We start from the raw sequence: 26699 nt of genomic DNA, 5'->3' as shown, positions 1-26699 counted from the left end.
ATACAATGAGCTGGCTGCAAAAACTGCTTCCGCCGAAGATTAAAATTCGTACCACTATGAGTAAATCCGGCGTTCCGGAAGGTCTTTGGCACAAGTGCCCGGCCTGCAGCGCGGTTTTATACCGTACTGACCTGGAAAATAATTTAGAAGTTTGCCCTAAATGTGATTATCACAATGCCGTTTCTGCAAGACGTCGCCTGGATATCCTGCTTGATCAGGAAGGGCGGTTTGAAATTGGTGCGGAAGTTAAACCGCTGGATATTCTGAAATTTAAAGACAGCAAAAAATATAGCGACAGGCTCAGTGCTGCCCAGTCGGCTACCGGCGAAGAAGATGCGCTGGTTGTGATGCAGGGCGCCATTCAGAATGTGCCGGTTGTGATGGCTGCGTTCGAGTTTAAATTTATCGGTGGTTCTATGGGCTCGGTTGTCGGTGAGCGGTTTGTACGTGGCGTACTGACCGCCATCGAAAACAATGTGCCCTTTATTTGTGTTTCAGCTTCAGGTGGCGCGCGAATGCAGGAAGGTTTGAATTCGCTGATGCAAATGACTAAAACCAGCGCCATTTTAACAAAGCTTGCGGATAAAAAATTACCCTTTATTTCCATTCTGACCGATCCGACGATGGGGGGGGTTTCTGCTTCATTTGCCTTTCTGGGCGATATAGTGATGGCCGAACCGGGTGCTCTGATTGGCTTTGCAGGGCAGCGCGTGATTGAGCAGACCGTTCGTGAAACACTGCCGGAAGGCTTTCAGCGTGCTGAATTCTTGCTGGAAAAAGGCGCTCTGGATATGGTGGTTGACCGCCGCGAGATGCGCCAGAAATTAGCTCAATTAATGACCCTTCTTTCTAAACAGCCCGCTCTTAACTGATATCTATGTCGTTTGATTCTCTCTCCCTTGATGCGTGGTTATCCCATCTGGAACAGCTGCACCCCAGTGCCATTGATATGGGGCTGGAGCGGGTTGTTTGCGTGCGTGATGCCTTAGGCCTGAATCCGGATTTTCCTGTGCTGCTGGTGGGAGGGACCAACGGTAAGGGTTCGGTGTGTACCATGCTGTCCACTATTTTGTGCACTGCAGGTTATCGGGTCGGCACGTATACATCACCCCATTTGCTGCATTATCGGGAGCGGGTTGCCATTAATCTTGTGCCTGCTTCCGATGCTGATATTGTTGCTAGTTTTCAAGCAATTGAGGCTGCACGGGGTGATAGCTCACTGACCTACTTTGAGTTTGGTACACTGGCCGCGATGCAGCAGTTTATGACAGCAGGCGTAGATGTGGCGGTGCTGGAAGTCGGTTTGGGCGGGCGTCTGGATGCCGTTAATGCGTTTGAGCCTGTTGCCTCTGCCGTTGTTAATGTGGGCCTGGATCATCAGTCTTTTTTGGGTGATACCCGCGAAGCTATTGGGCACGAGAAAGCAGGTATCTATCGTCAGGGTAAAATTGCGATTTGCGCAGACCCCGAGCCGCCAGCCACACTGATTGCCCAAGCGCAGCGAATTAGTGCGCATCTGCAGTTAATCGGGCAGGATTTTGGCTTTGAAAAGCAGGCCGAAGGGCAGCAGTGGACATGGTGGAATAAGTCGGGTGTACGTCGGCACGCGCTACCTTTTCCTGCGCTACGCGGCCAGTATCAGCTGGGTAATGCCTCGGTGGTACTGGCTTTGCTCGATGCGGTAAAAGATCAGTTGCCGGTAGGGATTGGTGATATAAAGCGTGGCTTGCTGGAAGTCGAGCTTGCTGCGCGTTTTCAGGTTTTACCCGGTCGTCCTGCCGTCGTGCTGGATGTAGGGCATAATCCGCATGCAGCGAAAGTCTTACGCGCCAATTTAGATAGCATGGGGTTTTATCCGGTAACCCATGCGGTGCTGGGGATGATGGCTGATAAAGATATTGCGGGTGTGGTTGAATTATTGGCAGATCGTATTGATGTCTGGCATTTAGCCGCACCACAGCTGCCGCGAGCAGCGCCTCCGGAACAACTTTCCGACATTGTCGGCAAGCTTGCTCCGTTGGCGAAAATAAATATTTATGAGAATGTCGCTCTTGCTTTTGCTTCGGCCTGTAAGCTGGCAGGGGAAAGTGATAGAATTCTCGCCTTTGGATCCTTTTACACAGTTGCCGAAGTGATGGCAACGCGTGAGCGCTGAATATGATCAACCGAAACGTCAGCGATGATTTGCTGCAACTTAAAAAACGTGCCCGCCGGCGTCTGGTGGGGGCAATTGCACTGGTGCTGTTTGCTCTGATCGTTTTATGGACTGCACTGGACAGTGCACCGCCTGCCGTTATTGCGGGAGGTAATAATATTGAAATTATTTCCAGCTCGCCAGCATTGCAGCCGCGCTCACCAGAGCCTGTCGCTGCCCAGGCGTCATCTGTGGTTGAGCCTTTACAAACAGCATCTGCACCGGAGCTGCTTCAGCCTGCCGAAGCGACTCCTGTGCCTGCAGATCATGTAGCCAGCGCTGCACAGAACGTGTTGCCGGGTAAGCTTGTCAATCATCAGAAGAAGGTTGTGATTCCTACTCCAACCCCTTCGCCAAAACCGACAGCAGCGCCTAAACCTACCTCTGTGCCTGCCCCCAAACCCACCTCTGCACCTACCCCCGCACCTAAGCCTGCGGTTGCCAGGCCAGCGGTTGATCCACAGCGTATTTTAGAAGGGCTGGATGCAGCTCCTGCTGCAAAAACGGTGACAAGTAATAAACGTTATTATATTCAGGTTGGCGCTTACGCTGATACTGAAAAAGCGACTCAAGTGGTGGGCAAGCTACAGGGAGTGGGTATTCCTGCTTATTCTGAAAAAACGACAACAGAAAAGGGCGCTTTAACACGGGTACGTGTTGGTCCTGTAAATGATGAACTAAAAGCTCAGAGTTACCTCAAAAAGATGGGAGTGCTCGGGTTTAGCGGGCACTTGTCCAGTAAATAGGTTAAAGCATGACTGGCTTTGATTACACCGTCTTAGGCATTATGGGGCTTTCCATGATGCTTTCAGTGATGCGGGGCTTAGTGCAGGAAGCACTGGCACTGGCGGCATGGGTATTGGCTTTCTGGCTGGCTAGTCATTACTCAAGCCAGGTGTCGGTATGGATGCCTCAGAGTTTGCCTAACGATGAGCTTCGCTATCTGGCAGCTTTTGTGGCCATTTTCTTTGTAGTCTGGGTGGCTTCCGCGATATTAAGGGTAACGCTGAATCAGTTTATGCAGGCAACGGGCTTAAAACCTGCGGATCGCCTTTTCGGTGCCGGCTTTGGTTTGGTTCGTGGTTTTTTACTGAGTTTAACGCTGGTATTACTGGCCGGGTTTACTAGTTTGCCTAAACAAACAATATGGCGAAACGCCATGTTTAGCCCCCTATTTGAAGAAGCTGCCGTAAAGGCCAAAATCTGGCTGCCAGCCGCTTTGGCAGCCCGCATCCATTACGATTAACCGCATGTATCAGACATGTGCCGGGTTTGGGTGTGTACTTCGTCCCTCATTTTAAGCCACTGCCGTAAAGGCTAAAATCAATTACCAGCCCTGACTGGTAGCATGCATTCGTTACGATTAAGAACTCAAAGGGGCACGCCAATGTGTGGCATTGTAGGTATCGTCGCCAAGACACCCGTTAATCAGCTGTTGTACGATGGCTTACTGGTTTTACAGCATCGTGGGCAAGATGCCGCAGGGATTGTAACGGCAGAGGGGCTGACGCTCCATATGCACAAAGGGCAAGGCTTAGTGAGTGATGTGTTCCGCACTCGCAATATGCGCTCTTTAATGGGCAATGCCGGCATTGGGCATGTACGTTACCCAACTGCAGGATCAGCATCCAGCCTGGCAGAATCGCAGCCTTTTTATGTCAACAGCCCCTTTGGTATTGTGCTGGCACACAACGGTAACTTAACCAACGATAAGCAGCTAAAAGAAGATATGTACCGCACTGATCTGCGGCATATCAATACCAATTCTGATTCTGAAGCGCTGCTGAATGTCTTTGCTCATGAGCTATCCCGCCGCGTAAAAGGCCCACAGCTTAATGCGGAAACCATCTTTGATGCGATTGCCGCTGTGCATGACCGGGTTAAAGGTGCTTATGCTGTTGTTGCCATGATTGCAGGCTTTGGCCTTGTGGCATTTCGTGATCCTTATGGCATTCGCCCGCTTTGCCTGGGCACACACGAAACCCCGGAAGGCCTGGAATACATCGTTGCTTCCGAATCTGTCGCTCATGATGTACTGGGCTTTAAATTTGAGCGTGATATTGCACCGGGTGAAGCTGTATTTGTGACTTTTGATGGTGAGTTTTACAGTAAGCAATGCCACGCCAACCCTGTGCTGGTACCTTGTATTTTTGAACATGTTTATTTTGCCCGCCCTGACTCCGTGATTGATGGTATTTCGGTGCACGAGGCACGGTTAAATATGGGTGAAAATCTGGCCGATAAAGTCACCGCGGTGATTCCAAGGCTCGATATCGATGTGGTGATTCCTATTCCGGATACCAGCCGTGATTCTGCTTTGCAACTGGCAAATAAATTAGGTTTGCCCTATCGCGAAGGCTTTATGAAGAACCGTTATATTGGCCGCACTTTTATTATGCCCGGCCAGGCCAGCCGTAAAAAATCGGTTCGTCAAAAGCTCAATCCGATTGCAGTTGAATTTCGTGGCAAAAATGTATTACTGGTTGATGATTCAATCGTACGGGGCACTACCAGCCGGCAAATTGTGCAAATGGTCCGGGACTGCGGTGCAACTAAAGTCTATCTGGCGTCCGCTGCCCCCCCTGTGATGTACCCGCACGTTTATGGTATTGATATGCCAACACGTGCCGAGCTGATTGCAACGGGCCGCACTGATCAGCAAATTGCCGATGAAATTGGTGTTGATGCCATTATTTATCAGGAGCTGGATGCCCTGATTGATGCATGTAGTAAAGCCAGTGGCGGGGCAATTACTTCCTTTGAAACATCATGCTTTGACGGTAAATATATCACTGGCGATATTACACTTGCGTACCTGGATGAATTGGAAGCGAAGCGCCTGTCGCCTCTATCTGCCAAAGCCAGTGACGCGGCAGAAAGCCATTTACTGGATATGAATATCGGGGTGGGCGAGCAGAATCTGCTCTGATTTTGCCCTTTTTGTGTAAAACGCCAGCCTTTGGACTGGCGTTTTTTTTGTCTCTGCCTCGTAATGGGCGAAAGCCTTATTGACCAGATTGTTTCCGGGCTGGGTATGACTGAAAACATGCCGGCACGTGTAATGCGAAATATTGTTGCAGGCTGTGCCCTTATAAGCAGGCATGGAGAGAATATTTGGTATGGAAAGAGCTTCAAGTGGCACAGGGGCGCCTGGGTGCGGAGTGGGTTAATGCTTTGCACCGTGCCGATCAGGAAAAGCGTGCGATTCAGGATCCGCTTTGCTGATGAGTTATACGGGTGTGACAGCGAATGAAAAAGAGGGAATACCCAGGAAAAGACCGGTGGGGCCAGATGCTTACGTTACAATAAGCTTATCCAGGCACCGCTGCCTGAAAAGCATTGCCCTTCCTTAGACCGTGACCTGAGTAGAGAAAGCCATGTTTGAAGATGAATTCCTGCACCCCGATACTTTAGCCGTCAGAGCGGGCACTACCCGCAGTCAGTTTGGCGAGCACTCTGATGCGATGTATCTGACATCCAGCTTTGTGGTTGGCAGCGCTGAAGAAGCTTCATTAAAATTTACCGGCCAGATGCCCGGCTTTATTTATTCGCGCTTTACCAATCCCACCGTGACTGCCTTTGAAGAAAGACTTGCAGCCTTAGAAGGGGCAGAGCGCGCCGTGGCCACCGCATCAGGCATGAGCGCGATCTTGTCGCTGTTTATGGCGCATTTAAAATCTGGGGACCATGTGGTGGCCTCGGCCAGCCTGTTTGGCTCCACTATTCAGCTGCTCAATGTGTATCTCAGTAAGTTTGGCGTGAGCGTCACCTATGTGTCCGCCACAGATATCACCGAATGGGCGGATGCCTGCCAGCCAAACACCAAGCTGCTGTTCCTGGAAACGCCATCCAATCCGCTAACAGAAATCAGCGACATTCGCAAGATTGCCGACATCGCCCACGCACGGGGTGCTTTGCTGGTGGTGGATAACTGCTTTTGCACGCCCATCCTGCAAAAGCCATTAGCTATGGGGGCCGATCTGGTGGTGCACTCGGCCACCAAATATATCGACGGCCAGGGCCGCGTGCTGGGCGGGGCAGTAGTGGGCTCGTCGGCACTGGTCGATCCCGTGTATTTATTCCTGCGCACCGCTGGCCCAAGCCTGTCGGCCTTTAATGCCTGGGTCTTACTCAAGGGGCTCGAAACCCTGCCGATCCGTATGCGTGCCCATTCGGAAAACGCTTTAAAGCTGGCCACCTATCTGCAAGCGCACCCCGCAGTAGAGCAAGTCTACTACCCCGGCCTGCCTTCGCACCCGCAGCACGCGCTGGCTATGACCCAGCAAAACGCTGGTGGCGGCATGGTGTCTTTTGTGGTGAAAGGTGGCCGCGAGCAAGCATGGAAAATCGTCGATGCCGTGCAACTCATCAGCCGCACCGCCAACCTGGGCGACACCCGCAGCACTATCACCCACCCCGCCAGCACCACCCACGGCCGAATCACCCCCGCCGCGCGTGAAGCTGCCGGCATCACCGAAGGGCTGATCCGTATTTCGGTTGGTTTGGAATATATTAATGATTTAATTGCCGATTTGGAGCAGGGGTTGGCATAGTACTTTTGTTTGAATGATGAAAGCCCAGCTTGGTTAGCTGGGCTTTTTTATTTTTGTGATGCATCAGCCGATTCTCCACGTTCCAGTTCATGATTGCCACAAGAGCCGCTAAGACGGGTTAGGGAATAATTCACCAAGACTGATAATGAAAATGGTGAAACCATAGGAGGTCAGCATTGGTGCTCCGCATTGAACTGACGGTTAGACAGCAATCGCTGAATCATGGAATGGTAGGTTCAAGTTTATGCTGACAAAAATATGTCGGGCGAATAAGCGAGTGGTAAATGTAATGAGCGTATGCAAGCATATAGTTCAATAAATTGTTAAGGCGATCTATGTGAAAAGGGGTATCTGTTACTTGGATTTCCAACATGGTAACGTGATAGCCCTTTTCATCAGAGGTGACGAAGTTATAAATTAACTGAGATTTCTGGGAGTCATACTTTCCGTTATTCGAAATTCCGGCTCGCCGAAATGTTTCAGCTGTAAACTTAGTTATGTCATTTATTCGTCCATTGTTATGCACAATAATATGGCGCAACATTTCAATCAAACAGATTGTGAAGCGTAGATCTATTTTGAAGTAGTTCGTTTTTTCAATAGAGACTAACGCGGGGAAGAGTTTTCGGATGCACTCAAGCTTTTTATGCAAAGCCAATTGGCCATCTTTTGCTTTTTGAATAAACCATTCCAATGGTTTTTGTGCCAAAGATTCAGTAGTCTCTAGTTTTTTTTTGTCTTGTGGCCAAACACTTGGCTCATTGTGCCCAATGTGAGCGTACATGAGTTCCACAAGATCTTCGAAATATTCAAATGCTTCAGCAAGCAGCCATAGAGAGTGTTTGTTATGACGTTTTATTAGATCTTTGACTCGCTGCTCAAAGTCCAATGACATGTGGTCATACAAAATTGCTTCCCCGCTGGTTAGTGAGCGAAAAAACATATTGTGATGAGAATTTGAATAGCGTTCCTTGGTGTTGCCAGCTAGTGATTGATGATTTTTAACCATCAACTCATACTCTATTTCAGTGGATTTTTTTATTTGACGCGAAATCAATTCAATTTTTGCGATGTTTGAGAGAAACTCTTGGTATTGGATGTCCATGCAAGGAAGCCTAATTGAGTGGTCTATTAATTTGAGTCAAGGGGCTGACTTTAGCCAGTTTAGCTTGTGTGGCGGGTTAGGTGCATTAATGAGATTATTCATGCTAAGAATTACTTTGTTTTGGAGTGTAAGGTAAATCAGCCGCTTAGTATTGTGATGTCAGAATTAGATCGGCAGGTTATGTCTTTGGGTAAAGGCCAACATATATCGGAATTGTTTAGTTAATAATTAGTTAGCTGATGTTAAACAGTGATTATTTTTTTAGTGCCTTCGGCACATTGATTTAGGTGCGGCATTCCCGCGGGGACTCACTTTCTTGAACGGCCAGAAATCCTAGTACGCAAAGAAGGCCGCCCCGACCAGCACGAAGGCCCCTCACTGCGGATAATCGGCTCGGCGAAAAAGGCTGCTCGGGAGCAAGCCCGCTACCCCTTTTCCGAAACCCCGATCCGCTTATTCCTCGCTTCGGCGTGCTTCAAGGGGGATTTAAGCCCTATGCCACTAGCTGCGATAGAGCCCAGATTTCAATGGTTTTAAAACGAAAGCTGGGGTCAGTCCTTGCCTTTTGCAAAATTACGCTACTTACAACCAAAGAAACTTAATCTCCTCACCCTTAGGGTAGAACTTGGCAAAAGATAAGGACTGCCCCCTACTTTTGGGACTAGCTGCCCCAATCCTATTAACTTAAGAAAAAACTCGATGTTTTTGTAGGAGTGGCTTTAGCCACGAAAGCGCTGAGTATAAAAACATTCGCGGCTGAAGCCGCTCCTACGGTACCAATCCATATGTAGATCGGGGAGCTAGCAGCCCCCTTTTTTGAATTTTTAATCCAAATACTGCGCCGCCCGCCCGCTCATTTGCGCTGTAATGGCTTCTTTGATGTCGGCAGAGAGCAGCATGCCGCCGTTCCAGGTGGCGACGTATTCCAGGCCATCGCTTACGCTGTGATCGCGGCTGTAGTTCAGCACCTGCTTGCTGCCACGCACGGCCAGCGGGGATTGGGCGGCGATGACGCTGGCGGTGTGCATGGCGGCGGCAAGGCATTCTTCCGGGCTGGCTAATACCTTGTTTACTAAGCGCACATGCAGCGCCTCGCTGGCGGACATATCCATGGCGGTGAAGGTCATTTCACGTGCGATGCCTTCACCCACCACGCGGCCTAAGCGCTGCAGGCTGCCTACGTCGGCAACTAAGCCCATGGCCACTTCACGCACGCTGAAGCTGGCGTCTGTGCTGGCGTATCTGAAATCTGCTGCCAGCACCAAATCTAAGCCGCCGCCCACACATGCGCCATGGATTGCGGCAATCACGGGTTTTCGGCAGTGCTCCAGACTGCTGACCGAGGATTGCAGGTTTAAAATCAGGGCGCGGATGGTTTCGCGATTACGCGCTTCGCACTCGCTAGTCAGGCTGGTTTGAATTTCGGCCAGCATCATCAAATCAATGCCTGCACAGAAATTACGCCCGGCACCATTGAGCACCACCGCGCGCACTTCTGGGCGTTGATCGCACCAGTTCAGCGCCGCTTTAATTTCCTGCCACATCAGGGCGTTGAGCGAATTGGCTTTTTTAGGGCGATTTAGCGTAACAAGGGCGATGGCATTACTGACCTTCACTTCAATTGTTTCGTATTGCATGGGGCATCCTTGGTGAGCAGAAGCTTGCAGTGGTATTAAATTGATGTGAAAGGCTTAATCGCGCTTTTTAGGCAGCCATGCCCAGACCATTTCGCACTGAATAGGCGTGTCCCCCGATTCATCGCTGATCTCTACATTCACAGAAAAATTGCCTTTTTCTGCCGTGTGTAATAGCTCGATTTGGTCCTTGCTTAAGGTGGCCACGGCGCGCATATCGCCCTGCGAGCGCTTCTGGTAATCCACATGCATGGATTTAAGTAGCAGCAGTTTATCGTCCGGCACATTCATGCCCATCACAAAGCCGGTGCTGGTTTCGGCCAGCAGCGCCATCGCCGCAGCGTGTATGCCCTTAATGTGGTTTTGTACTTTGCGGCGGTTTTTAATGGAAACCACCAGTTTTGTGGCACTCACTTCTTCAAACTGCACCGATGCCGTGGATAAAAAAGGCACGATACGGCCAAACAGGCGCGTCAGGATAAAGCTGCGCAGGCCTTGTGGCAGGCTTGCAGTCTTGGCCGCAATGCGGCTCATTTTGTTGGGTGGGCGGCTCATTTGGGCGGGTCTTTTTTTGCGACAATAGTGACAAAATAGCAAGAAATTGCGTTGCTTGTGATCGCGGATTATCCTGCCTTTACAAACGGTCGTTTTAATGTCTTGGTTTGTCGCATAGCTTACGCGAGTGTTTGAAGTGTAATAAGCCCGGCAGGCTTGATGTCTGCCAAACATCTTGCTCAGGCCCTGCTACATTACGCTTGCTCTGAGCTGCAAGGGCTTCATTCCAAAGTGCGCATGAAAGCGGTTGCTAAAGCGGGAGGCTGAGGCAAAACCGCATTGCCTGGCGATTTGCCCGATTGGTTGCGTAGTGGTTTGGATCATTCCAAGTGCAGTATTTAATCTGACATGCTCGAGTATTTTTCGGAACGAGCTGCCTTCCTGTCCAAGTTGCCGGCGCAGGGTTGATTCACCGATATGTAAATGCCGTGCCATATGCTCCACTGTCCACTCTTTGCCGGGTTGCAATAAAACCTGCTGTTGAACCCGTTTGACCACCGGTGAGCCGCGGTCAATAAAGAGTGCACCACCGAATCCTGCCAGTACCAGCCCCAGCAATAAGCCTGTGGCCCGGTGCTCCAGCAGCTCAATGGCCTCACCATGATGGCTTGCGGCAAATAACTCATCCCATAGCCGGGCGATAACGGGGCTTAGCTTGACGCATAATGCGGGCTCGGTGTATTGCAGGGCTTGTACTGCAGCGGGGTAAGCTGTGCGGCAAAATTGGATAATTTTGGGGTCAAGCTGCAGCACTTCGCAAACATAGCCATGAGCATCCGGCTGGTTGGATAAAGTCATTTCCAGCCCTGCAGGCACAATGACCAGATCCCCGTTACGGGCAATCTGCGTTTGCTCGTTCAGATAAATGTGCTTGGCACCATGGCGCACCCGCATGAGCGTAAATTGCAAGCAACTTACTTGTCGTAATGACTGTACCGCTTTGGCTTGAATCACGCTTTGTTGAATACTGCGGGTTTTAAGCTGGCTCATTAAAGCTTCCTGCCTGCCTGGCCTGATCAGCGCTCTGGGGTGATATAAACGGGCTGATCAAGCCTGGCAGCTTATTTTATTTTTTTCGTTGATATGTGGCGGTCAGTTGAGCTTTGCCCAGCTTATGCTGGTTCAGCATAAAGCCAACCAGTGCACCACTGGCCTGCTCATCAAGTGGAAGGCTTTCGACATCCAGGGCCCAGACGGTGTAAACGTAACGGTGGGCCGCATCTCCGGCTGGTGGGCATGCGCCACCAAAGCCTGGTGAGCCAAAGTCTGTACGTGTTTCCAGTGCGCCCTTAGGAACGCTGCCCGTAGCTACAGATAGTGTGCTTGCTGGGATGTTAACTACATTCCAGTGCCACCAGCCACTGCCTGTCGGTGCATCCATATCAAATACTGTAATTGCAAAGCTTTTAGTTCCGGTAGGGGCATTTTGCCATTGCAGTTGTGGAGAGAGGTTGCTGCCGCTGCAACCAAAGCCATTAAATTCGTGCTTTGCTGACATTGGTGTATCCGCTTTGATATCCGTACTACGGACACTGAAATCTGCAGCAAAAGCAGAATGGCTGACAAGCAGGGCAGTTAAGAGTATTGCTTTCATAATGTGGCTCCTTGATTTGAAGAACTCATCATATAAAATTTTTATTCGTTATTTTATCCTTAAACGCTCTATTTTTAGCTTGTTTTGCTTTAAATGTATCATTTTAGGATAAAAGTGTTTTTTTAATGCCTTGTCTGAAGCTAATGCAAAGTAAGGAAGTACTCTCTCGAAAACAAAGTGGTAGCTGCCGAAGAGAGCTCCTGTATGTGATTTTAGCCGGATTTGCTTGCACAAATGCATCTGTAAGTTTTTTCGTGCCTTTATAAAGCGTTTAGATACAGGGAGGCTTCCTGGGATGGTAAAACGCGGCGTCCAAAGGCAAGGACTGCGTCACTGACCCGTTTGGCTTCCTGTGTTTGTTTCTGCCAGTGGTGCCAATACAGCGGAATATGAATACGCTCGCTGCTGGCAAGTTCAATGACTTTGCCCGATGTAATGGCCGGTTTGGCCTGAGCGTAGGGAATGGCTGCGTAGGCCAGGCCAAAGCACACGGCATCAAACAGGGCATGGCTTTCAGGAATCTGATGGCAGGGGAAATGATCATCCAGAATGCCGTAGCGCTCGCCCAGCCAGCGCCGGTGCAGGGAATCCCGATGACCAAAAATGGCGGTAGGGGCATGCATCAGAGCGGTTTGAGTAAACCCTTGAGAGAAATACCGCTCTGCAAAAGCAGGTGTTGCCACAAACACATAGGGCATGTTGCCAAGGCTTTGTACGGCGCAGCCCGCTACGGCAGAGGGCTGGGTGCTGATGCAGCCTGCTACATCGCCTGCCCGTAATAAATCCAGCGTATAGCCTTCATCATCAATCACGCATTCCAGCAGTAAACGCTCGCTTTCCAATAGCGGGGCCAGTGCATCCAGTAAACCGATGGCCAGGCTGTCGGCATTCACCCCCAGACGCACACTTTGCCAATCCTGCTCTTTAAAATCGATTTGCTCTGCCAGGGCAGCTTCCAGCTGGCGGACTTGTCTGAAGTGCACAATGAGCATCTCGCCAGCCCGGGTGGCATGCACAGGGCTTTCACGCACGACCAGTACCTTACCGAGTTTTTCTTCCAGTGATTTGATGCGTTGTGATACGGCCGATTGCGTTAAAAACAGGCGTTTGGCAGCCCGCTCAAAACTGCTTTCACGCACCACCATATCCAGCGCTTCCAGTAATTTATAGTCAAGCATCAGTTTGGCTTATGCAGCATAAGAATTGCTTGTTTTACCATGAATCAAGCATGTGATTGAATGCTAAATAACAAGTAAATAAAAAATACCGACCTAATTAAGACGGCTACCCTAATTTACGCATGACTGGATGATGAAAAAATGAACACGCTATTAAATGATGGAACGACACTGACTATACGCCAGGCTAAGTTGGATGATTTGCACGAAATCTGGCGTTTATGGGGTGCATGGGCCTTATTTGATGAGTATCGCCAGTACTTTAATCAGAAGGCGGATCTGGAAGCGGGGCATCAATACCTTATTGAGCGCTTAAAAAATGGTGATTCGATCCTGTTTACGGCCTGCGAAGGCACTAAAACAGTTGGGTTTGCCCAGCTTTACTGGAATCTGTCTTCACTGCGTATGCAAAAAACACTGTTGCTGAATGATTTGTTTGTAACAAAAGATGCCCGGGGCCGTGGTGTTGGCCGTGCCTTGATTAAAGCAGCAGAAGATTTCGCCGCCACCCATAATGTGGCCTATATGGAAATGGAGTCGGAAGCAAATGAGGCCAAGGCGCTAACGCTTTATCAGGATGCAGGCTGGAAACCCAATCGTAATTACGTAGTTTATGAGCGAAAACTGCAGGCGGCATAAAGAGGTACTCTTCGCTTTCAGGGACGTTAAAAAAGCCACGAATTGATTCGTGGCTTTTTGCATTTTTGGTTAATTACTTAACACTTTCAAGATAATCCAACTCTTTTTCTGCCTTGGCTGCTGCGCGATCTGCCAGCTCATTACGTATCTGACGCCTTACTTCAAACTGAGCGCGATGCAGTCCCATCATCACAATTTCCATATTTCTTTGCGATTGTTCCAGCTGACGGCGCTGGCGGGGAGTTTTAAACGTAGTCGACAGAGTCATGGGAGTACCTTTTTTGAGGGTTACCGTTTGATCACTGAGGTTTCAGCTAATGAAACCGGGCTAGTATCGCTATACAGATTACAGATTAAAGGCTGAGGATACTACGCCAAATAGTTCGTATATGTAATATTGCATTTTAAGGTTTGTAGAGTCGGCAAAACAGGTAAGTGATTGATCTCACATGTTTTGCCTGATTAGTTTAGCCTAAATTTATTGCATTGCAACATCTATCGCAAAGCATTTTCTTAGCTGGTTTCAGCCAGTAGCTCTTTACGCATTTCTTCCGGAATATTGGATAGAACCAGGGTGTCGTTTTCCGGGTTGTAATGCACAGCGCCGCTTCGTAAGCTGCTGCGATCAAATTCCAGCTTCCAGTGCGGGGCCTTGGTTTTAAAGGTGCGCAGCGGTTTGATGGCGCGGCGGTCGGGTACAAAGCCATCTGTCAGCGCTAAATCCTGATGATCTAAGACGTTTTGCAGCTGCATCGGGGCATCGGGCCAAATCTGCTCGGCCACTTGCTCCAGCGTAACCGGGCAGCTGGCATTGCCCAGTTCATCCAGGTATTCATGGGCGCGCTCGAACAGCTGATCACGCTCTGCAGGCGGTAAGTGCTGCTCTTCGGCAAACTGGCTAAGGCCATGCACCAGTTTTTGTGTTTCTTTTAGCGCGACCACAATATCATTGCAGCCTAAAAAAGATTTGAAATACGCAGCTACATCTCCACGCCCACGCAAAAAGCTAATGTAGCGTTCTGCGCCGTTTTGCCAGGCGTGTAAATCAATTTTACCTGCGACTTTCAAGTTGGCGGTGTCCAGATAAATGCTGTCGGCTACATTTAGCTCTTCATCGAGCATGGTGCCCATGATTTCGGACAAAATAGTAAAGAGGATAAAATCCGTGCCATTGCCTTTGATGCGGGCAATCAGCACATGCCCACCGCTGGCAAGGGGCTCTTGCTCCAGGCGCAGCAGCAGGTGCTGCATCATTTGCTGCGAGCTACTTAAAAAATCTGCACCTTCCATCAGCTGACGAATCAGGCCTTGCATGGGGAAAGCTTCCTGGTCTTCTTCAAAGCTGCCAAAGCCTTTGCCTAATTTCTGGGTATAGAGTTTACAGAGCTGATCAATTAATCTTTGTGCTGCAGGGGTATGGGTAATTTCTTTATTGCTTAAACGTAAGCTCACCGGGCCGTGGGCTTCTTTATTGATTTGATGGCTGATCAGATGACTGATGGCATTGGTGGTCATGGTTTTCTCTGTGAGGGCTTTGAGGTGCAGTTTACTATCCGGCGGCACTTCTCTGGTGAAGATGCGCTGTGATTTTTTGTGCAAAGGCAGTCAGTTGTGGCCAGTTGGTGTATTCAACACAGCTGATTCCATCGTACGGGCCGCCCGTTATACGCATGATCAGGCGAATAATTTGCTTATCCAGCCAGCGATAACGCGGGTAATCAAGTTTGCCAGCAATGGAAAGTGCTGCAATGGGGGAGAGCTGATGCTGCTGAATGAGTTTTTTTAAATACGTATTGGGTGAGCCATCGCCTTTGCGGGCGCTTAAGCTGACCGATGCAATAGCAAGTGGCGTTTGGGTCAGCTGTGTATGGCGTTTGAAAAACTGCACCGCCTCAGGCAGATGCCGCCCATAGCGCACTGAAGCAACAACAATAATTGCTGTGCTAGGTATGGTCTGAGCCGATGGGTCTTTTAAATCACAGAGTTGTACAGGCCAGGTATTAAGGTGCAGGGCCAAGGTTTGCGCAATGCGTTCTGCCTGGCCATCACGGCTGGCATAAAGAATGAGGATGGGTTTCATCTTTTGCAGGGTAACATCGCAATGGCCGGTGTATGTTGAGCCTGATCAGCGTTATTCCGAGATTAACAACTTGGCAGGGCGGCTGCGGTAAGCACAGTAACCGGGGCGCGGGCCGATTCGCGGATGGTTGCGGCAGGTATTCGGACGGTTTTCATAAATAGTACAGAGGCGTGTTTTTAAATCCAGATAACGGCAATCGCCATTGGATTTTCGCTTCAGGGTGTAAATACTATTTTTAAAATTAAAGTGATCAATAATGCCTGCTTTAGTCAAACGCTTGGCAATTTGCTTAGGTGGTTCGCCTTCCGCTTCAAAAGCATCGACCAGATTCATGCGTACTAAATCGCTAAGTTTCACTTCAACCGGCATGGTACAACAGGAAGACTGGCAGTTTTGGCACAGTTCATCACGAAATTTAATCCAGGTTGCCGGGTTGTCTGGATGAGCATGATAAATTAAAGGGATAGTCATAAAAAAATGGCTGGGCTGTCTTTGAGGGAGCGTAGTTTGCCTGTTTTTTGAATGACAAGGCGGATAAATCGATATTTGGGGGCAGGATGTATTAATTGCGCCTTGCGCAGTTGGGCAAAACACCGCATTCTTCGCCCTTGGATTTTTTAGCCTTGGACAGGCTGCCCGGCGGATATGTCTGGGCTTAGCAGCTACAGATTGAATGGGGAATTGAGCATGGCAAGTAAGTTTCAGTTATACAAATTAGACGGATTTAAATCCGACGAACAAAATAAAAAAGAACGCACCCCGGGGCGTTTTGGGCAAGAGGCTGCAAAAGTAATGGATAAGCGTGAGCAACGTAAGGCCGATCAGGCCGCAGGTTTGGTTCCTTTTGCTGTAAAGCTTAATGGCGATTTGATTAAAGAGTTGCATGCTACTGCCGCAACACGGGAAGTAACGCTGGCTGAATTAGTGACTGAGCTGTTAAAAAAAGGCTTACAGGCTTAAAACAGTTTCTTTTATTTAAAAAGGCAGCAAACGCTGCCTTTTTTTTACGCCTGGCGATTGGGCGTGTATTTGTGTTGCTTGTGCTGTATCTATGCCGTAAAGTCAGCAAACGCAAAATATTGGATTTGAGATAATGGCTAAGCCGAGGGTAGAAAGAGCACCAAAATTTGACTTGGTGAATGTTGATTTTCCTATGCTACAGAAGTATCTGCCCTTGTATGATTTAACCGATAGCAAAGGGCGTTATCTGCATTGGGATAAATTAAAATGGCGGGTCCCTAGGGATGAAGCGCAAAATATCTGGTTTGCGATCAAGTTTCAGCGCTTTATTCAGATGAAAGAAGTTGATTTATTTGATGTGAATGGCGATTCATTTAGTTATTGCATCCCCAATTCCATGGAGGCCAAACTGCATCAGGTGATAAAAACCGCTGGCGGCAGTGTGGCCGTGGTGGCTGGCATGGCGGCTACCATGCAGATTCAGGCTAAGTTTCTGGTGTCCTCTTTGATTATGGAAGAAGCCATTAGTAGTGCCCAGCTGGAAGGGGCCGCTACAACGCGTGAAGTAGCCAAAAAAATGCTGGAAGACGAAAGGGCGCCGCTTAATGAAGATGAGCGAATGATTCTGAATAATTTCTTTTTGCTTAAAAAAGCCGAAAAAAGTTGTAAGGAAGAATTAAGCGTTGATTTGATCCTGGATTTTCATCAGGTTGCAACTGAAGGTACTACAGAAAACAGCGTTGTACCCGGCAGATTCAGAGATGCAGATGATATTTATGTTGAAGATGGCAATGGGGGAATTGCGCACCAGCCCCCCAATCATGAGTTAATCCCCGAGCGATTACAGGCACTATGCGATTTTGCCAATGCCAATCATTCTGGTTTAGATGGTTGCGAGTTTATTGCGCCGGTTGTAAAAGCGATTATTCTGCATTTTATGTTGGGTTATGAGCATCCGTTCAGAGATGGTAATGGCAGAACTGCCCGGGCTTTATTTTACTGGTATATGTTAAAAAACGAATACGATCTTTTTAAGTATATTTCAATTAGCAAATTACTGAAAGACAGCCCGAAGGATTACGGATTATCTTATCTTTATACAGAAACAGATCAGAATGATTTAACTTATTTTATTGATTATCAGCTGGATATGATTATTCGGGCATTTGATGAATTAAAAAAATATCTCGAAGAGAAAACACAAGAGTTTAATCAGGTGGTTGCGTTGCTCGAAAAATCAAAGTTTGGCCGATCGCTCAATTTTGTGCAGAAAGATATTATTAAAAAGGCAACTAAATCGCCGGGCAGGTATTTTTCTGTTAAGGAGATTGTCAGTGATTACGGAATTGCCGATAATTCAGCCAGAAGTTATTTAAACAAGCTGGTTGAATATCGCCTTCTTTTACCAAGTAAAGATGGCAGAAGCACTTTATATATTGTACCTTCGGATTTATTACAAAGACTGGTTTAGGTGTTGTGTAATAAAAAAACGGGAAGACAAGCCTTCCCGTTTTGGTTTTTTAGCGGCTGATTGGCTTGTAACGAATGCGTTTTGGCTTTGCGCCTTCTTCACCCAGACGTTTTTTCTTGTCGGCTTCATATTCCTGATAGTTGCCGTCAAAAAATTGCCATTTGGAGTCGCCTTCACACGCCAGGATATGTGTAGCAATCCGATCCAGGAACCAGCGATCGTGCGAGATCACCATCACGCAACCGGCGAATTCCAACAGCGCATCTTCCAGCGCACGCAGAGTTTCGATATCCAGATCGTTGGACGGCTCATCCAGCAGCAAGACATTACCACCGGCAATCAGTGTTTTGGCCAGATGCAGGCGGCCGCGCTCGCCGCCGGATAATTGGCTGACAATTTTTTGCTGATCCGCGCCTTTAAAGTTAAACCGGCCGATATAGGCGCGGCTGGATGTTTCGTAGCGGCCTACAGTCAGAATATCGTGGCCGCCGGAAATCACTTCAAAGACGGATTTATTGCCGTCGCCCAAGGCTTCGCGGTTTTGATCCACATAGGCCATTTTGGTGGTCGTGCCGATTTTAACCGTGCCGCTGTCGGGTTGCTCAAGGCCTGCCAGCATTTTAAAGAGGGTGGATTTACCCGCGCCGTTTGGCCCGATAATCCCCACAATTGCGCCAGGTGGTACTTTAAAGCTGAGGTCATCGATCAATAAGCGATCGCCAAAGGCTTTGCTGACGTTCTCGAACTCCACCACTTCATTACCTAAACGCTCGGCTACAGGAATAAAGATTTCCTGTGTTTCATTACGTTTTTGATAATCCTGGCTATTGAGTTCTTCAAAGCGGGCAATCCGTGATTTGGATTTGGCCTGACGTGCTTTAGGATTCTGACGCACCCATTCCAATTCTTTTTTAATGGTTTTTTGGCGGGCAGATTCTTGCGATTCTTCCACTTTCAGGCGGTCTTGTTTTTGATCCAGCCAGCTGGAGTAATTGCCTTTCCATGGAATACCGTGGCCGCGATCAAGCTCTAAAATCCACTCGGCCGCATTATCAAGGAAGTAACGATCATGGGTAACGGCCACAACGGTGCCCGGAAAGCGGCACAAAAATTGCTCAAGCCAGTCTACGGATTCTGCATCCAGGTGATTGGTTGGCTCGTCCAGCAGCAACATATCTGGCTTGGACAGCAATAGCTTGCAAAGCGCTACACGGCGCTTTTCACCGCCAGACAGATTGCCAATGATGGCATCCCACGCCGGCAGGCGCAGTGCATCGGCGGCGATTTCTAACTGCAGCTCGGCATTGTCGCCGGATCCGGCAGAAATAATGGCTTCCAGGCGGGCTTGCTCTTCGGCCAGCGCATCAAAATCAGCGTCAGGTTCGGCATAGGCTACATACACGGCTTCCAGCTTGGCCTGTGCTTCAAATACTTCCCCAAGGCCGGATTCCACTTCTTCACGTACTGTTTTGGCGGGGTCGAGCTGTGGCTCTTGCGGCAGGTAGCCAATATTCAGGCCCGGCATCGGCGTGGCTTCACCAATGATATCTTTATCAATACCGGCCATAATTTTAAGCACGGTGGATTTACCTGAGCCGTTTAAGCCCAAAACACCAATTTTGGCGCCAGGGAAAAAGCTTAAAGAGATGTCTTTTAAAATTTGACGCTTAGGCGGGACAATTTTTCCGACACGATTCATGCTGAAAACATATTGAGCCATTTGTTTTCCTTGTAAGTTAAGGGAGTGAATAGTTTGCGGGCAGCGATGCATTTTCTGCCAATGGGCATAAGCATATCATTCATGCTCAATCAACACCGCTTTGGCAGGTGTTTTGCAATGAAAAAAGCGTTGCTGAATAGCCATCATGCAAAAACCAACTTCACACTGAAAGCGTCCAAATACCAGGACTGCTGACGTTTTCGCATTGCTGCAGAAATACGGATACGCCAAAATCAACAGTGTAAGCGGGGGGGCTGGCCGTAGTGCCCAAATTAAATAGCGTGAAGCTATCCAGTTTGAAGCAATGCCAGGCGCAACGATAGTCAGGGCATGGTGTAATTCGAGCAGTCGGGTTCAGGTTTATTAGCGACATAAGTACGGGTTGCCAGATCAAATCGATATAGTCTTTGATAGCTGCATTGGGGGTCAGTTACAGTAATAATGTCGCGTTTACGAAGAGCTCGTCCCGCCAGTGAATCTTTGTACCGCGAGACGGGCCCCGGAAAAGTGGTAGCCTTGCTGCGATAGCGCAGCACCGGCATTTTTGCTGCAGATGTTCCCGCTAGGATGAGGCTGGCGTCAAAGTGGTATTCGTCATGGCAGGCTCCGGCACGCTGCTTCATGTTTTGCTCGCTAAAGCACGCCCGGATCAACGCGCTGGCGTGCTGCGGAATACTGAGCACTCTGAATGGTGCCTGGCCGGGCAAAAAAGCGATGAGGTGTAGGGTTGTCGAACTCGCCCCGCCGCCAGAATACATGTTGTGCAGCTTTGTCTCTGCACCTGCCAGAATGCCATCCCCGAAGCGGATAAGCTTTGGCCACAGCTGCAGTGAAGCATCTTCATTCGGGGATGCCAGCTCCGCTAAACGATAGCTCGAGTACACCGGATTGCGCTGGGTGCCAGTGAGGCTTAATACCTTGCCACCGGCCTCGCCACTGGCGCATACCTCGCTTTCGCAGCCTGCTTGCGCTGGCACGATTTCGGCACAGAGCTCATTTCGTATACAAGCACGTGTCAAGCCAGCTTCAGATTTGATCACCAGCGAATTCATGCGTGGCAGGGTAGCGAGGGCTGGGGATGCCGACCAAAGCATCAGCATTATCAAAGATATCAATCTAAACATGATCAAAAACCGGGTGGGGTGGATTAAAGCTTAACGTTTTAATTCAGCGGTGGCCGCGAAGACGACTTGTTGAAATGAAAGAAGAGCGAAGTAAGCGGTTTGAAATGTTTATTAAGTGCTTCCAAATAGTTGATGGTATAACTCGTTTATAGTTTTTAATTTAATAAAGTTGCCTTTGTTCAAAATGCGAATATTCGACCTTTCCGATTTGAGACCGATAGCATTGCCTTTTGTGTGTTTGGCGGTTTTTAGGTTTTCTAGGCTCGGTAGCGGCTGGCCCGGAGCAGCACCAAAATAGCAATACGGTCCGAGATCCAGTGTTTCATTATTAAAATAAACCCAAACTACGCAGCCAGACGGTTTTTTTGTCAGCGAAATATGGATTTTTTGTGTTGTGGTTGCCGAACCAATAAATGTAGTTTTAAGTTGAATATGCCTAATAATACCATTTGCTTCGGCAATAAGATCATAGCCAGCGTTGTCGACTTCAGGTTTAGAAATTTCGAGACTAAAATTTTTGTTTTTCCAGGAAAGCTTGAGCAAATTACCAACGAGCAAGTGTTCGATTAGTTTTTCACGATATGAAGAATGGAGTGAATGCTCTGTCATGTTTGCTTGTCTGAATAATACTGAGAAATCCAATAGTATCATAAGCCAAAGGGGGGGGCGCAAACGCATTCTAGTGGCCAGAAGGATGGGGATATGAGACGGAATCTGGTTAATAATATTGAGAAAAAGCACTAAAAAACAAATACATAAATATATGAATAGAAGACTTCTGCGTAACAAAGCCCCGACTTCAAATCGTTCCAGCATCGTAGGTGCGATATTGGAACGATTTGTTAGAGCTTTTTATTACTTACATTTCCCAGCCGCTTTTAACAAAGCATTGCACGAATTATTTGATTTAGTTGAAGATTTAGCTCCTGCCCCCATTTCAGTACACATTGCGTCAGACACATTGCGGCCAATCATTGAAATTACGCCAGTGACATAACAACTATAATTTTCACCTGCTTTTGTTTTTACTTTGTATGTTGTTGTTATCCCGTCATTTTCACGATCTGAAATTGTGAATGCATTCTTTTCAAGGCCAATAGCCATAGATGTATTTTTTACAATAGCGTCATCGGTTACGGCTATAGAGGCGCAACCAACAAGTAAGATAGAAGCTAACGAAGCAACAAATAGTGATTTTTTCATTTGTTAAATACCTTTTTAATTTAGAAATTGATTTTAGTTTGCTTGAGCTGATGCAATAATTTTAGCAATTTATTTATCAGTTTTTTTATTGGCTAAACGCATATACAGACCCCCATTTGCAGCTAAAATCCAGCTAGTAATTGTTATCTGTAACCGATGATGAATCTAGCATATTTTAACGTTAAAGCGAAGCCGAGAACAAAGGTTTGCCGATGCAAGCCGGGCTGGGCGACAGGCTAGATCACACCGCGCAAAATTTAGGGCCACTACACACAAACCTATCTTCTATTAGGGTTTTGATGAGCGCTAGAGTGTGTCCCCTGTGCGACTTTGACCTATCGAAGGTGTTCCTTTTGGGTTTTGTGAGGTCTAACAAGATGTAGATTTCCTAAAATGCCAGAAAAGCCAGCACCTTTGATTCACAAAATACTTAGTTCCTTGGTACGCCGGCGCGGCCTGAACATTTTATGTCAAGATACTCGCTCAGTTAAGCGAAAATTTCCACCATGACCGTATTATTGAATCCAGGCTAGCGCTGCTGTTTCTCTGCCGTGAAGTGCTGCAGATTTAATTTCGCACATAATAGGCCAGCTAGCGCCTGCCGGTGGTGTTAACACCGAAGGTGGTGCAGCAGCAGGCGGTGGGTATTGTATGGCACGGGTTTGCGGCTTTGAAAGGGCAGCGCTCACGCGTTAAGGATGGGAAGCAGAAAAAGGCGGGCTAAAGATAAGAAGGTGTGGCTTCAATATCATTAACCCGCCTCGCTGCCATTAATTTAATAGGTATGACTTTGTATCGTCAGTAAGTGCGGCGTTAATAAAATTAGCAGGTGCGGTTTTAATGTCATCAGCAGATGTGGCACTAATATGATCAGCAGGTGTGCTGACCACCGTTGATGGCGATATTTGCACCTGTCATAAAGCCTGATAAGTCGGAAGCAAGATAGCCAACCAGACCGGCAATTTCCTCTGGTGTACCAAGACGATTGACCGGAATATTTGAAATAATTTTATTTCGTACATCTTCGGGAACAGCCATCACCATGTCAGTGGCGATATAGCCAGGGGAGATGGTATTAACAGTTACGCCTTTTTTTGCAACTTCTTGCGCTAACGCCATGCTAAAGCCGTGCACGCCCGCTTTTGCTGCGGAGTAATTGGTTTGTCCAAATTGACCTTTCTGACCATTAATTGATGAAATATTAATGATTCGGCCCCAGTTGCGCTCAACCATCGCATCCAGAAATTGCTTGGATACATTAAACAGCGAGTTAAGATTAGTGCTGATTACGCTGTCCCAATCCAGCTTACCCATGCGTTTAAAGGTGGCATCACGGGTAATGCCAGCGTTATTTACTAATACATCAACAGGGCCGATCTCTTCATTGATTTTTTCGGCCATGCGTACACAGGCATCAAAATCAGTGATATCACACTCATAAGCACTAAAAAGATAGCCGGAAGCTTTCATTTCTGCCAGCCATTGCAACTCTCTGCCAGCTTTGGAGTAGGTTGCTACAACGTTAAAACCACCATCTGCGAGTGCTTTACAGATAGCGGAACCAATACCACCCATGCCACCGGTGACGAGTGCGATCTTTTTCATAGACTTTTCCTTTCGTTGCTTGTCGCATGATTTGTGCAAAACCCAGTAAAATCTTACATTTTTTGTATATATAAGCAAAGCATGTTTTTTGTATAAAGTGCTGATATCCGCGATTTCATTTACTTAGAGAGAAAAAATCAAATTTAGTTCTTGTAAGCATTTGGCATTTTATAAAATTTTTATGTTGTATTTTACAAATGCATATTTTTCATTAGGGTTTTACTTTATGTTAATTGCTTAATCTATTTGCAAGTTTAGTTGTTTATTTTTGAACCTTATTGGCGCAATATTGCGCGGGCACAATTTTAAAAGGACGTGCGCTGTGGCTGCTGGAGTGATTTTAATTACGGGGTGTTCAAGTGGAATTGGCTATGTCACGGCCCATGGGCTGAAGGCGAAGGGATGGCGTGTTTTTGCAACAGCCCGCGCTACTAAAGATGTTGAGCAGCTAAAAAACGAGGGTTTTGAAACTTTATTGCTTGATGTTGCAGATTCCGTATCAATACAAAATGCCGTGGCGGCTTTACTGAAAAAGACAGGCGGGCGCATTGATGCACTATTTAATAACGCAGGTTTTGGTGTACCCGGTGCGGTAGAGGATTTAAGCCGGGAAGCGATGCGTTATCAGTTTGAAACCAATGTTTTTGGCGCCATTGAGCTAACTAATGCTGTTTTACCGGCCATGCGGCAACAAGGGCATGGCCGTATTATCTTTAATGGTTCGGTATTGGGCTTTGCTGCGATGCCTTATCGCGGTGCTTATAATGCAAGTAAGTTTGCCTTGGAAGGCTTTGCAGACACCTTGCGTCAGGAAATGACGGGGAGTTCTATCCATACTATTCTTTTGCAGCCTGGCCCCATTACAAGCCGTTTCAGAGCTAATGCACAGCAGCAATTCGTACGCTGGATTGGCGCAGATCATAGTTTTCATCAGCCTTCCTATTTAGCAATGCAGGCACGTCTGGCAAAAGCGGGGCCTGTTGCACCATTTACGCTGCCTGCCGAAGCCGTGATGGCTGTTGTGCTAAAAGCGCTGACTGTTCGCCGTCCATCTGCCCGTTACCAGATAACAACGCCAACAAAAGTATTCTGGGTGCTTAAAAAAATTCTGCCGAGTCGTGTACTTGATTACATTTTGTTAAAAGCATCGGGCGATGAGCCCGGATACAGCTATGGGCGCTCTTAAATATCTGGTTATTTCTACACTTGATTTTTAATTTTTAACGCAAAAAAGTGTGCAATTGTTACTGAAGCAGCACTTTTGTTACGTTTAATCGCGGGTCAACCCTGTTTGGAGAAAAAAATGAGTCTTTTTTTAGACGGACGCACAAAGTCAGGCGCTTGTCGAGAATTGAGCCGCCTCTTCCTATCGGGTAAAATAGCGAATTCCAACCTGCTATTCATGCCATGACCAAGTTTATTTTCGTAACCGGTGGTGTTGTTTCTTCACTGGGCAAGGGCATCGCCGCTGCATCGCTGGCTGCTATTCTTGAATCTCGTGGCCTTAAAGTCACCATGATGAAGCTCGATCCGTACATCAACGTTGATCCGGGCACAATGAGTCCATTTCAGCATGGCGAAGTTTTCGTAACCGAAGACGGCGCAGAAACCGATCTGGATCTCGGCCATTACGAGCGGTTTATTCGCTCGAAGATGCGTAAATCTAATAACTTCACAACCGGACAAATCTATGAATCCGTGATTACCAAGGAGCGCCGTGGCGATTACCTGGGCGGCACGGTGCAAGTGATTCCGCATATCACCGACGAAATCAAAATGAAGGTGAAAGAGGGAGCGGGTGATGTTGATGTTGCAATTGTAGAAATCGGCGGCACTGTTGGCGATATTGAATCGCTGCCATTTCTTGAAGCAATTCGTCAAATGCGCTCTAACCTTGGTCGTAAAAACACGCTTTACGTTCATCTCTCGTATGTGCCTTATCTGGCAACAGCGGGTGAAATCAAAACCAAGCCAACTCAGCATAGCGTAAGGGAATTACGTCAGATTGGTATTCAGCCTGATATTCTGCTGTGCCGTATGGACAGGGAATTGCCTGATGAAGAGCGTCGTAAGCTAGCACTATTCTGTAATGTAGAAGAAAATGCCGTAATTGCCTGCTATGACGCGGGTAGCATTTATCAGGTACCGGGCATGCTGCATGCCCAGGGCATTGATGATATCGCGTGTGAGCTGCTGCAGATTAATGCGCCTAAGGCTGACTTGTCGGCTTGGGATAAGATTGTTTATGGTTTAAATAATCCAACACGCAGCGTCAATATCGCGATGGTAGGTAAGTATGTTGACCTGACCGAATCGTACAAATCGCTGTCAGAAGCGCTAATTCATGCTGGTGTACACACCACGAGCAAAGTTCAGATCCATTATCTGGATTCCGAAGAGCTTGAAAAAAATGGTACGGACAGCCTGAAAGCGATGGATGCTATTCTGGTGCCGGGCGGTTTTGGCAAGCGCGGCGTAGAAGGCAAAATCCTTGCTGTGAAATATGCGCGAGAAAATAATGTGCCTTACCTTGGTATTTGTCTGGGGATGCAAATTGCGCTGATCGAATATGCGCGTGATATGGCCGGCATGAAAGGTGCTAACTCAACAGAATTCGATCTGGATACCGAATTTCCTGTTGTAGCACTGATTAATGAATGGGTAAATCACGACGGTAAGATTGAAACACGCGATGCAAACTCCAATCTGGGTGGCACGATGCGCCTGGGCGCGCAGGAATGCCGTTTGAGTGAAGGCTCGTTAGCAGCTCATGTGTATGGTGCACCAGCAATTACCGAGCGTCATCGTCATCGTTATGAAGTGAATAACTATTACCTGCCACGTCTGGAAGCCGCAGGCTTAACCATTAGTGGCAAATCAACAGGCGCCGAGCAACTGGTTGAAACTGTAGAGTTGAAAGGGCACCGCTGGTTCTTTGCCTGTCAGTTCCATCCTGAGTTCACATCTACACCGCGTGATGGCCATCCACTGTTTACTTCCTATATCGAAGCAGCATTGTCGTATGCCAAAGAGCAGGGTCGTGAAGGTCTGAGCTGCTAAAACTGTGAGGGGAGGTGCCAGGGT

Annotated in this window: 26 protein-coding genes; 11 read left to right on the top strand and 15 right to left on the bottom strand. The window is 47.9% G+C overall.

All coding sequences use genetic code 11. The features are described 5' to 3' along the window. Nucleotides 1–5 precede the first annotated feature (5 nt). From accD to EJO50_RS06905, 6 genes are all read left to right on the top strand, one after another. Nucleotides 6–872 (top strand): acetyl-CoA carboxylase, carboxyltransferase subunit beta, encoded by an 867-nt coding sequence (gene accD, locus EJO50_RS06930; protein WP_125972732.1) that lies wholly within the window; start codon nt 6–8, stop codon nt 870–872. Between the two features lie 5 nt (nt 873–877). Continuing rightward, nucleotides 878–2155 carry a bifunctional tetrahydrofolate synthase/dihydrofolate synthase gene (gene folC, locus EJO50_RS06925; RefSeq protein ID WP_125972730.1) on the top strand — a complete coding sequence of 426 codons (1278 nt, stop codon included), beginning with the start codon at nt 878–880 and terminating at the stop codon, nt 2153–2155. A gap of 2 nt (nt 2156–2157) precedes the next feature. Beyond that, a complete protein-coding gene (locus EJO50_RS06920) occupies nt 2158–2940 on the top strand; it encodes an SPOR domain-containing protein (protein ID WP_125972728.1) in 783 nt (260 codons plus the stop codon). Between the two features lie 8 nt (nt 2941–2948). Continuing rightward, nucleotides 2949–3440: a CvpA family protein gene (locus EJO50_RS06915; RefSeq protein ID WP_125972726.1), complete on the top strand. Its 492-nt coding sequence runs from the start codon at nt 2949–2951 to the stop codon at nt 3438–3440. Nucleotides 3441–3581: 141 nt separating this feature from the next. Next, a complete protein-coding gene (gene purF, locus EJO50_RS06910; protein ID WP_125972724.1) occupies nt 3582–5123 on the top strand; it encodes an amidophosphoribosyltransferase in 1542 nt (513 codons plus the stop codon). Between the two features lie 448 nt (nt 5124–5571). After that, nucleotides 5572–6747 carry an O-succinylhomoserine sulfhydrylase gene (locus EJO50_RS06905; RefSeq protein ID WP_125972722.1) on the top strand — a complete coding sequence of 392 codons (1176 nt, stop codon included), beginning with the start codon at nt 5572–5574 and terminating at the stop codon, nt 6745–6747. 220 nt (nt 6748–6967) lie between these two features. Here EJO50_RS06905 and EJO50_RS06900 read toward each other — a convergent pair whose 3' ends face one another. From EJO50_RS06900 to EJO50_RS06875, 6 genes are all read right to left on the bottom strand, one after another. Further along, on the bottom strand, nt 6968–7852 hold the full coding sequence (locus EJO50_RS06900; protein WP_125972720.1) for a hypothetical protein: 885 nt from the start codon (nt 7850–7852) through the stop codon (nt 6968–6970). An 824-nt stretch (nt 7853–8676) separates the two neighbouring features. Further along, nucleotides 8677–9489, bottom strand: a complete 813-nt coding sequence (locus EJO50_RS06895; protein WP_125972718.1) for a crotonase/enoyl-CoA hydratase family protein — start codon at nt 9487–9489, stop codon at nt 8677–8679. A 54-nt stretch (nt 9490–9543) separates the two neighbouring features. Then, nucleotides 9544–10041, bottom strand: a complete 498-nt coding sequence (locus EJO50_RS06890) for a DUF4442 domain-containing protein (RefSeq protein ID WP_206434470.1) — start codon at nt 10039–10041, stop codon at nt 9544–9546. A gap of 189 nt (nt 10042–10230) precedes the next feature. After that, a complete protein-coding gene (locus tag EJO50_RS06885; protein ID WP_125972716.1) occupies nt 10231–11031 on the bottom strand; it encodes a helix-turn-helix transcriptional regulator in 801 nt (266 codons plus the stop codon). Nucleotides 11032–11107: 76 nt separating this feature from the next. Next, nucleotides 11108–11635: a YbhB/YbcL family Raf kinase inhibitor-like protein gene (locus EJO50_RS06880; RefSeq protein ID WP_125972714.1), complete on the bottom strand. Its 528-nt coding sequence runs from the start codon at nt 11633–11635 to the stop codon at nt 11108–11110. Between the two features lie 260 nt (nt 11636–11895). Next, a complete protein-coding gene (locus tag EJO50_RS06875; protein WP_125972712.1) occupies nt 11896–12813 on the bottom strand; it encodes a LysR family transcriptional regulator ArgP in 918 nt (305 codons plus the stop codon). A gap of 141 nt (nt 12814–12954) precedes the next feature. On the opposite strand from EJO50_RS06875, the gene EJO50_RS06870 reads away from it, so the two are divergent. Next, nucleotides 12955–13452, top strand: a complete 498-nt coding sequence (locus tag EJO50_RS06870) for a GNAT family N-acetyltransferase (RefSeq protein WP_125972710.1) — start codon at nt 12955–12957, stop codon at nt 13450–13452. 73 nt (nt 13453–13525) lie between these two features. On the opposite strand, the gene EJO50_RS06865 is transcribed toward EJO50_RS06870, so the two are convergent. The 4 genes from EJO50_RS06865 to EJO50_RS06850 all read right to left on the bottom strand — a co-directional run bounded on the left by EJO50_RS06865 (nt 13526) and on the right by EJO50_RS06850 (nt 16003). Next, nucleotides 13526–13720 carry a hypothetical protein gene (locus EJO50_RS06865; protein ID WP_125972708.1) on the bottom strand — a complete coding sequence of 65 codons (195 nt, stop codon included), beginning with the start codon at nt 13718–13720 and terminating at the stop codon, nt 13526–13528. Nucleotides 13721–13965: 245 nt separating this feature from the next. Next, the gene (locus EJO50_RS06860) at nt 13966–14967 is read right to left on the bottom strand and encodes a nucleoid-associated protein (RefSeq protein ID WP_125972706.1); all 1002 of its coding nucleotides are present in this window, start codon (nt 14965–14967) and stop codon (nt 13966–13968) included. A 34-nt stretch (nt 14968–15001) separates the two neighbouring features. Beyond that, nucleotides 15002–15532 (bottom strand): flavodoxin domain-containing protein, encoded by a 531-nt coding sequence (locus EJO50_RS06855; protein WP_125972704.1) that lies wholly within the window; start codon nt 15530–15532, stop codon nt 15002–15004. A gap of 51 nt (nt 15533–15583) precedes the next feature. Beyond that, the gene (locus EJO50_RS06850; RefSeq protein WP_125972702.1) at nt 15584–16003 is read right to left on the bottom strand and encodes a YkgJ family cysteine cluster protein; all 420 of its coding nucleotides are present in this window, start codon (nt 16001–16003) and stop codon (nt 15584–15586) included. A 216-nt stretch (nt 16004–16219) separates the two neighbouring features. Between EJO50_RS06850 and EJO50_RS06845 the strand changes: the two genes are divergently transcribed. After that, nucleotides 16220–16492, top strand: coding sequence for a hypothetical protein (locus EJO50_RS06845; protein ID WP_125972700.1), 273 nt, complete (start codon nt 16220–16222; stop codon nt 16490–16492). Between the two features lie 133 nt (nt 16493–16625). Continuing rightward, nucleotides 16626–17963: a Fic family protein gene (locus EJO50_RS06840; RefSeq protein WP_125972698.1), complete on the top strand. Its 1338-nt coding sequence runs from the start codon at nt 16626–16628 to the stop codon at nt 17961–17963. 49 nt (nt 17964–18012) lie between these two features. On the opposite strand, the gene ettA is transcribed toward EJO50_RS06840, so the two are convergent. The 5 genes from ettA to phbB all read right to left on the bottom strand — a co-directional run bounded on the left by ettA (nt 18013) and on the right by phbB (nt 23615). Beyond that, nucleotides 18013–19683 carry an energy-dependent translational throttle protein EttA gene (gene ettA / locus EJO50_RS06835; protein ID WP_125972696.1) on the bottom strand — a complete coding sequence of 557 codons (1671 nt, stop codon included), beginning with the start codon at nt 19681–19683 and terminating at the stop codon, nt 18013–18015. A 323-nt stretch (nt 19684–20006) separates the two neighbouring features. Further along, a complete protein-coding gene (locus tag EJO50_RS06830) occupies nt 20007–20807 on the bottom strand; it encodes a hypothetical protein (RefSeq protein ID WP_125972694.1) in 801 nt (266 codons plus the stop codon). Between the two features lie 111 nt (nt 20808–20918). Further along, complete coding sequence (locus tag EJO50_RS06825) at nt 20919–21485, bottom strand: hypothetical protein (protein ID WP_206434469.1); 567 nt, start codon at nt 21483–21485, stop codon at nt 20919–20921. Nucleotides 21486–21662: 177 nt separating this feature from the next. Next, nucleotides 21663–22010: a hypothetical protein gene (locus EJO50_RS17425; protein WP_125972692.1), complete on the bottom strand. Its 348-nt coding sequence runs from the start codon at nt 22008–22010 to the stop codon at nt 21663–21665. A gap of 870 nt (nt 22011–22880) precedes the next feature. Further along, the gene (gene phbB, locus EJO50_RS06815; protein ID WP_125972690.1) at nt 22881–23615 is read right to left on the bottom strand and encodes an acetoacetyl-CoA reductase; all 735 of its coding nucleotides are present in this window, start codon (nt 23613–23615) and stop codon (nt 22881–22883) included. A gap of 322 nt (nt 23616–23937) precedes the next feature. On the opposite strand from phbB, the gene EJO50_RS06810 reads away from it, so the two are divergent. Both EJO50_RS06810 and pyrG read left to right on the top strand, forming a co-directional pair. Beyond that, nucleotides 23938–24801: an SDR family NAD(P)-dependent oxidoreductase gene (locus tag EJO50_RS06810; RefSeq protein WP_125972688.1), complete on the top strand. Its 864-nt coding sequence runs from the start codon at nt 23938–23940 to the stop codon at nt 24799–24801. A 221-nt stretch (nt 24802–25022) separates the two neighbouring features. Continuing rightward, on the top strand, nt 25023–26675 hold the full coding sequence (gene pyrG, locus EJO50_RS06805; protein WP_125972686.1) for a CTP synthase: 1653 nt from the start codon (nt 25023–25025) through the stop codon (nt 26673–26675). Nucleotides 26676–26699: the final 24 nt, after the last annotated feature.

Origin of the sequence: Iodobacter ciconiae (genome assembly GCF_003952345.1) — a bacterium.
GTDB lineage: Bacteria > Pseudomonadota > Gammaproteobacteria > Burkholderiales > Chitinibacteraceae > Iodobacter > Iodobacter ciconiae.
This window is presented reverse-complemented; position numbering and strand designations above follow the sequence as displayed.

Excerpts from the sequence above, each read along its gene's own strand:
- accD (WP_125972732.1), top strand. The coding sequence starts at position 6 with ATGAGCTGGCTGCAAAAACTGCTTCCGCCGAAGATTAAAATTCGTACC.
- EJO50_RS06915 (WP_125972726.1), top strand. The coding sequence starts at position 2,949 with ATGACTGGCTTTGATTACACCGTCTTAGGCATTATGGGGCTTTCCATG.
- EJO50_RS06875 (WP_125972712.1), bottom strand. The coding sequence starts at position 12,813 with ATGCTTGACTATAAATTACTGGAAGCGCTGGATATGGTGGTGCGTGAA.
- EJO50_RS06905 (WP_125972722.1), top strand. The coding sequence starts at position 5,572 with ATGTTTGAAGATGAATTCCTGCACCCCGATACTTTAGCCGTCAGAGCG.
- EJO50_RS06845 (WP_125972700.1), top strand. The coding sequence starts at position 16,220 with ATGGCAAGTAAGTTTCAGTTATACAAATTAGACGGATTTAAATCCGAC.
- EJO50_RS06840 (WP_125972698.1), top strand. The coding sequence starts at position 16,626 with ATGGCTAAGCCGAGGGTAGAAAGAGCACCAAAATTTGACTTGGTGAAT.
- EJO50_RS06885 (WP_125972716.1), bottom strand. The coding sequence starts at position 11,031 with ATGAGCCAGCTTAAAACCCGCAGTATTCAACAAAGCGTGATTCAAGCC.
- EJO50_RS06860 (WP_125972706.1), bottom strand. The coding sequence starts at position 14,967 with ATGACCACCAATGCCATCAGTCATCTGATCAGCCATCAAATCAATAAA.
- EJO50_RS06920 (WP_125972728.1), top strand. The coding sequence starts at position 2,158 with ATGATCAACCGAAACGTCAGCGATGATTTGCTGCAACTTAAAAAACGT.
- phbB (WP_125972690.1), bottom strand. The coding sequence starts at position 23,615 with ATGAAAAAGATCGCACTCGTCACCGGTGGCATGGGTGGTATTGGTTCC.
- EJO50_RS06855 (WP_125972704.1), bottom strand. The coding sequence starts at position 15,532 with ATGAAACCCATCCTCATTCTTTATGCCAGCCGTGATGGCCAGGCAGAA.
- EJO50_RS06870 (WP_125972710.1), top strand. The coding sequence starts at position 12,955 with ATGAACACGCTATTAAATGATGGAACGACACTGACTATACGCCAGGCT.
- ettA (WP_125972696.1), bottom strand. The coding sequence starts at position 19,683 with ATGGCTCAATATGTTTTCAGCATGAATCGTGTCGGAAAAATTGTCCCG.
- EJO50_RS06865 (WP_125972708.1), bottom strand. The coding sequence starts at position 13,720 with ATGACTCTGTCGACTACGTTTAAAACTCCCCGCCAGCGCCGTCAGCTG.
- EJO50_RS06830 (WP_125972694.1), bottom strand. The coding sequence starts at position 20,807 with ATGTTTAGATTGATATCTTTGATAATGCTGATGCTTTGGTCGGCATCC.
- pyrG (WP_125972686.1), top strand. The coding sequence starts at position 25,023 with ATGACCAAGTTTATTTTCGTAACCGGTGGTGTTGTTTCTTCACTGGGC.
- folC (WP_125972730.1), top strand. The coding sequence starts at position 878 with ATGTCGTTTGATTCTCTCTCCCTTGATGCGTGGTTATCCCATCTGGAA.
- purF (WP_125972724.1), top strand. The coding sequence starts at position 3,582 with ATGTGTGGCATTGTAGGTATCGTCGCCAAGACACCCGTTAATCAGCTG.
- EJO50_RS06890 (WP_206434470.1), bottom strand. The coding sequence starts at position 10,041 with ATGAGCCGCCCACCCAACAAAATGAGCCGCATTGCGGCCAAGACTGCA.
- EJO50_RS06825 (WP_206434469.1), bottom strand. The coding sequence starts at position 21,485 with ATGCGTTTGCGCCCCCCCCTTTGGCTTATGATACTATTGGATTTCTCA.
- EJO50_RS06880 (WP_125972714.1), bottom strand. The coding sequence starts at position 11,635 with ATGAAAGCAATACTCTTAACTGCCCTGCTTGTCAGCCATTCTGCTTTT.
- EJO50_RS06850 (WP_125972702.1), bottom strand. The coding sequence starts at position 16,003 with ATGACTATCCCTTTAATTTATCATGCTCATCCAGACAACCCGGCAACC.
- EJO50_RS06895 (WP_125972718.1), bottom strand. The coding sequence starts at position 9,489 with ATGCAATACGAAACAATTGAAGTGAAGGTCAGTAATGCCATCGCCCTT.
- EJO50_RS17425 (WP_125972692.1), bottom strand. The coding sequence starts at position 22,010 with ATGAAAAAATCACTATTTGTTGCTTCGTTAGCTTCTATCTTACTTGTT.
- EJO50_RS06900 (WP_125972720.1), bottom strand. The coding sequence starts at position 7,852 with ATGGACATCCAATACCAAGAGTTTCTCTCAAACATCGCAAAAATTGAA.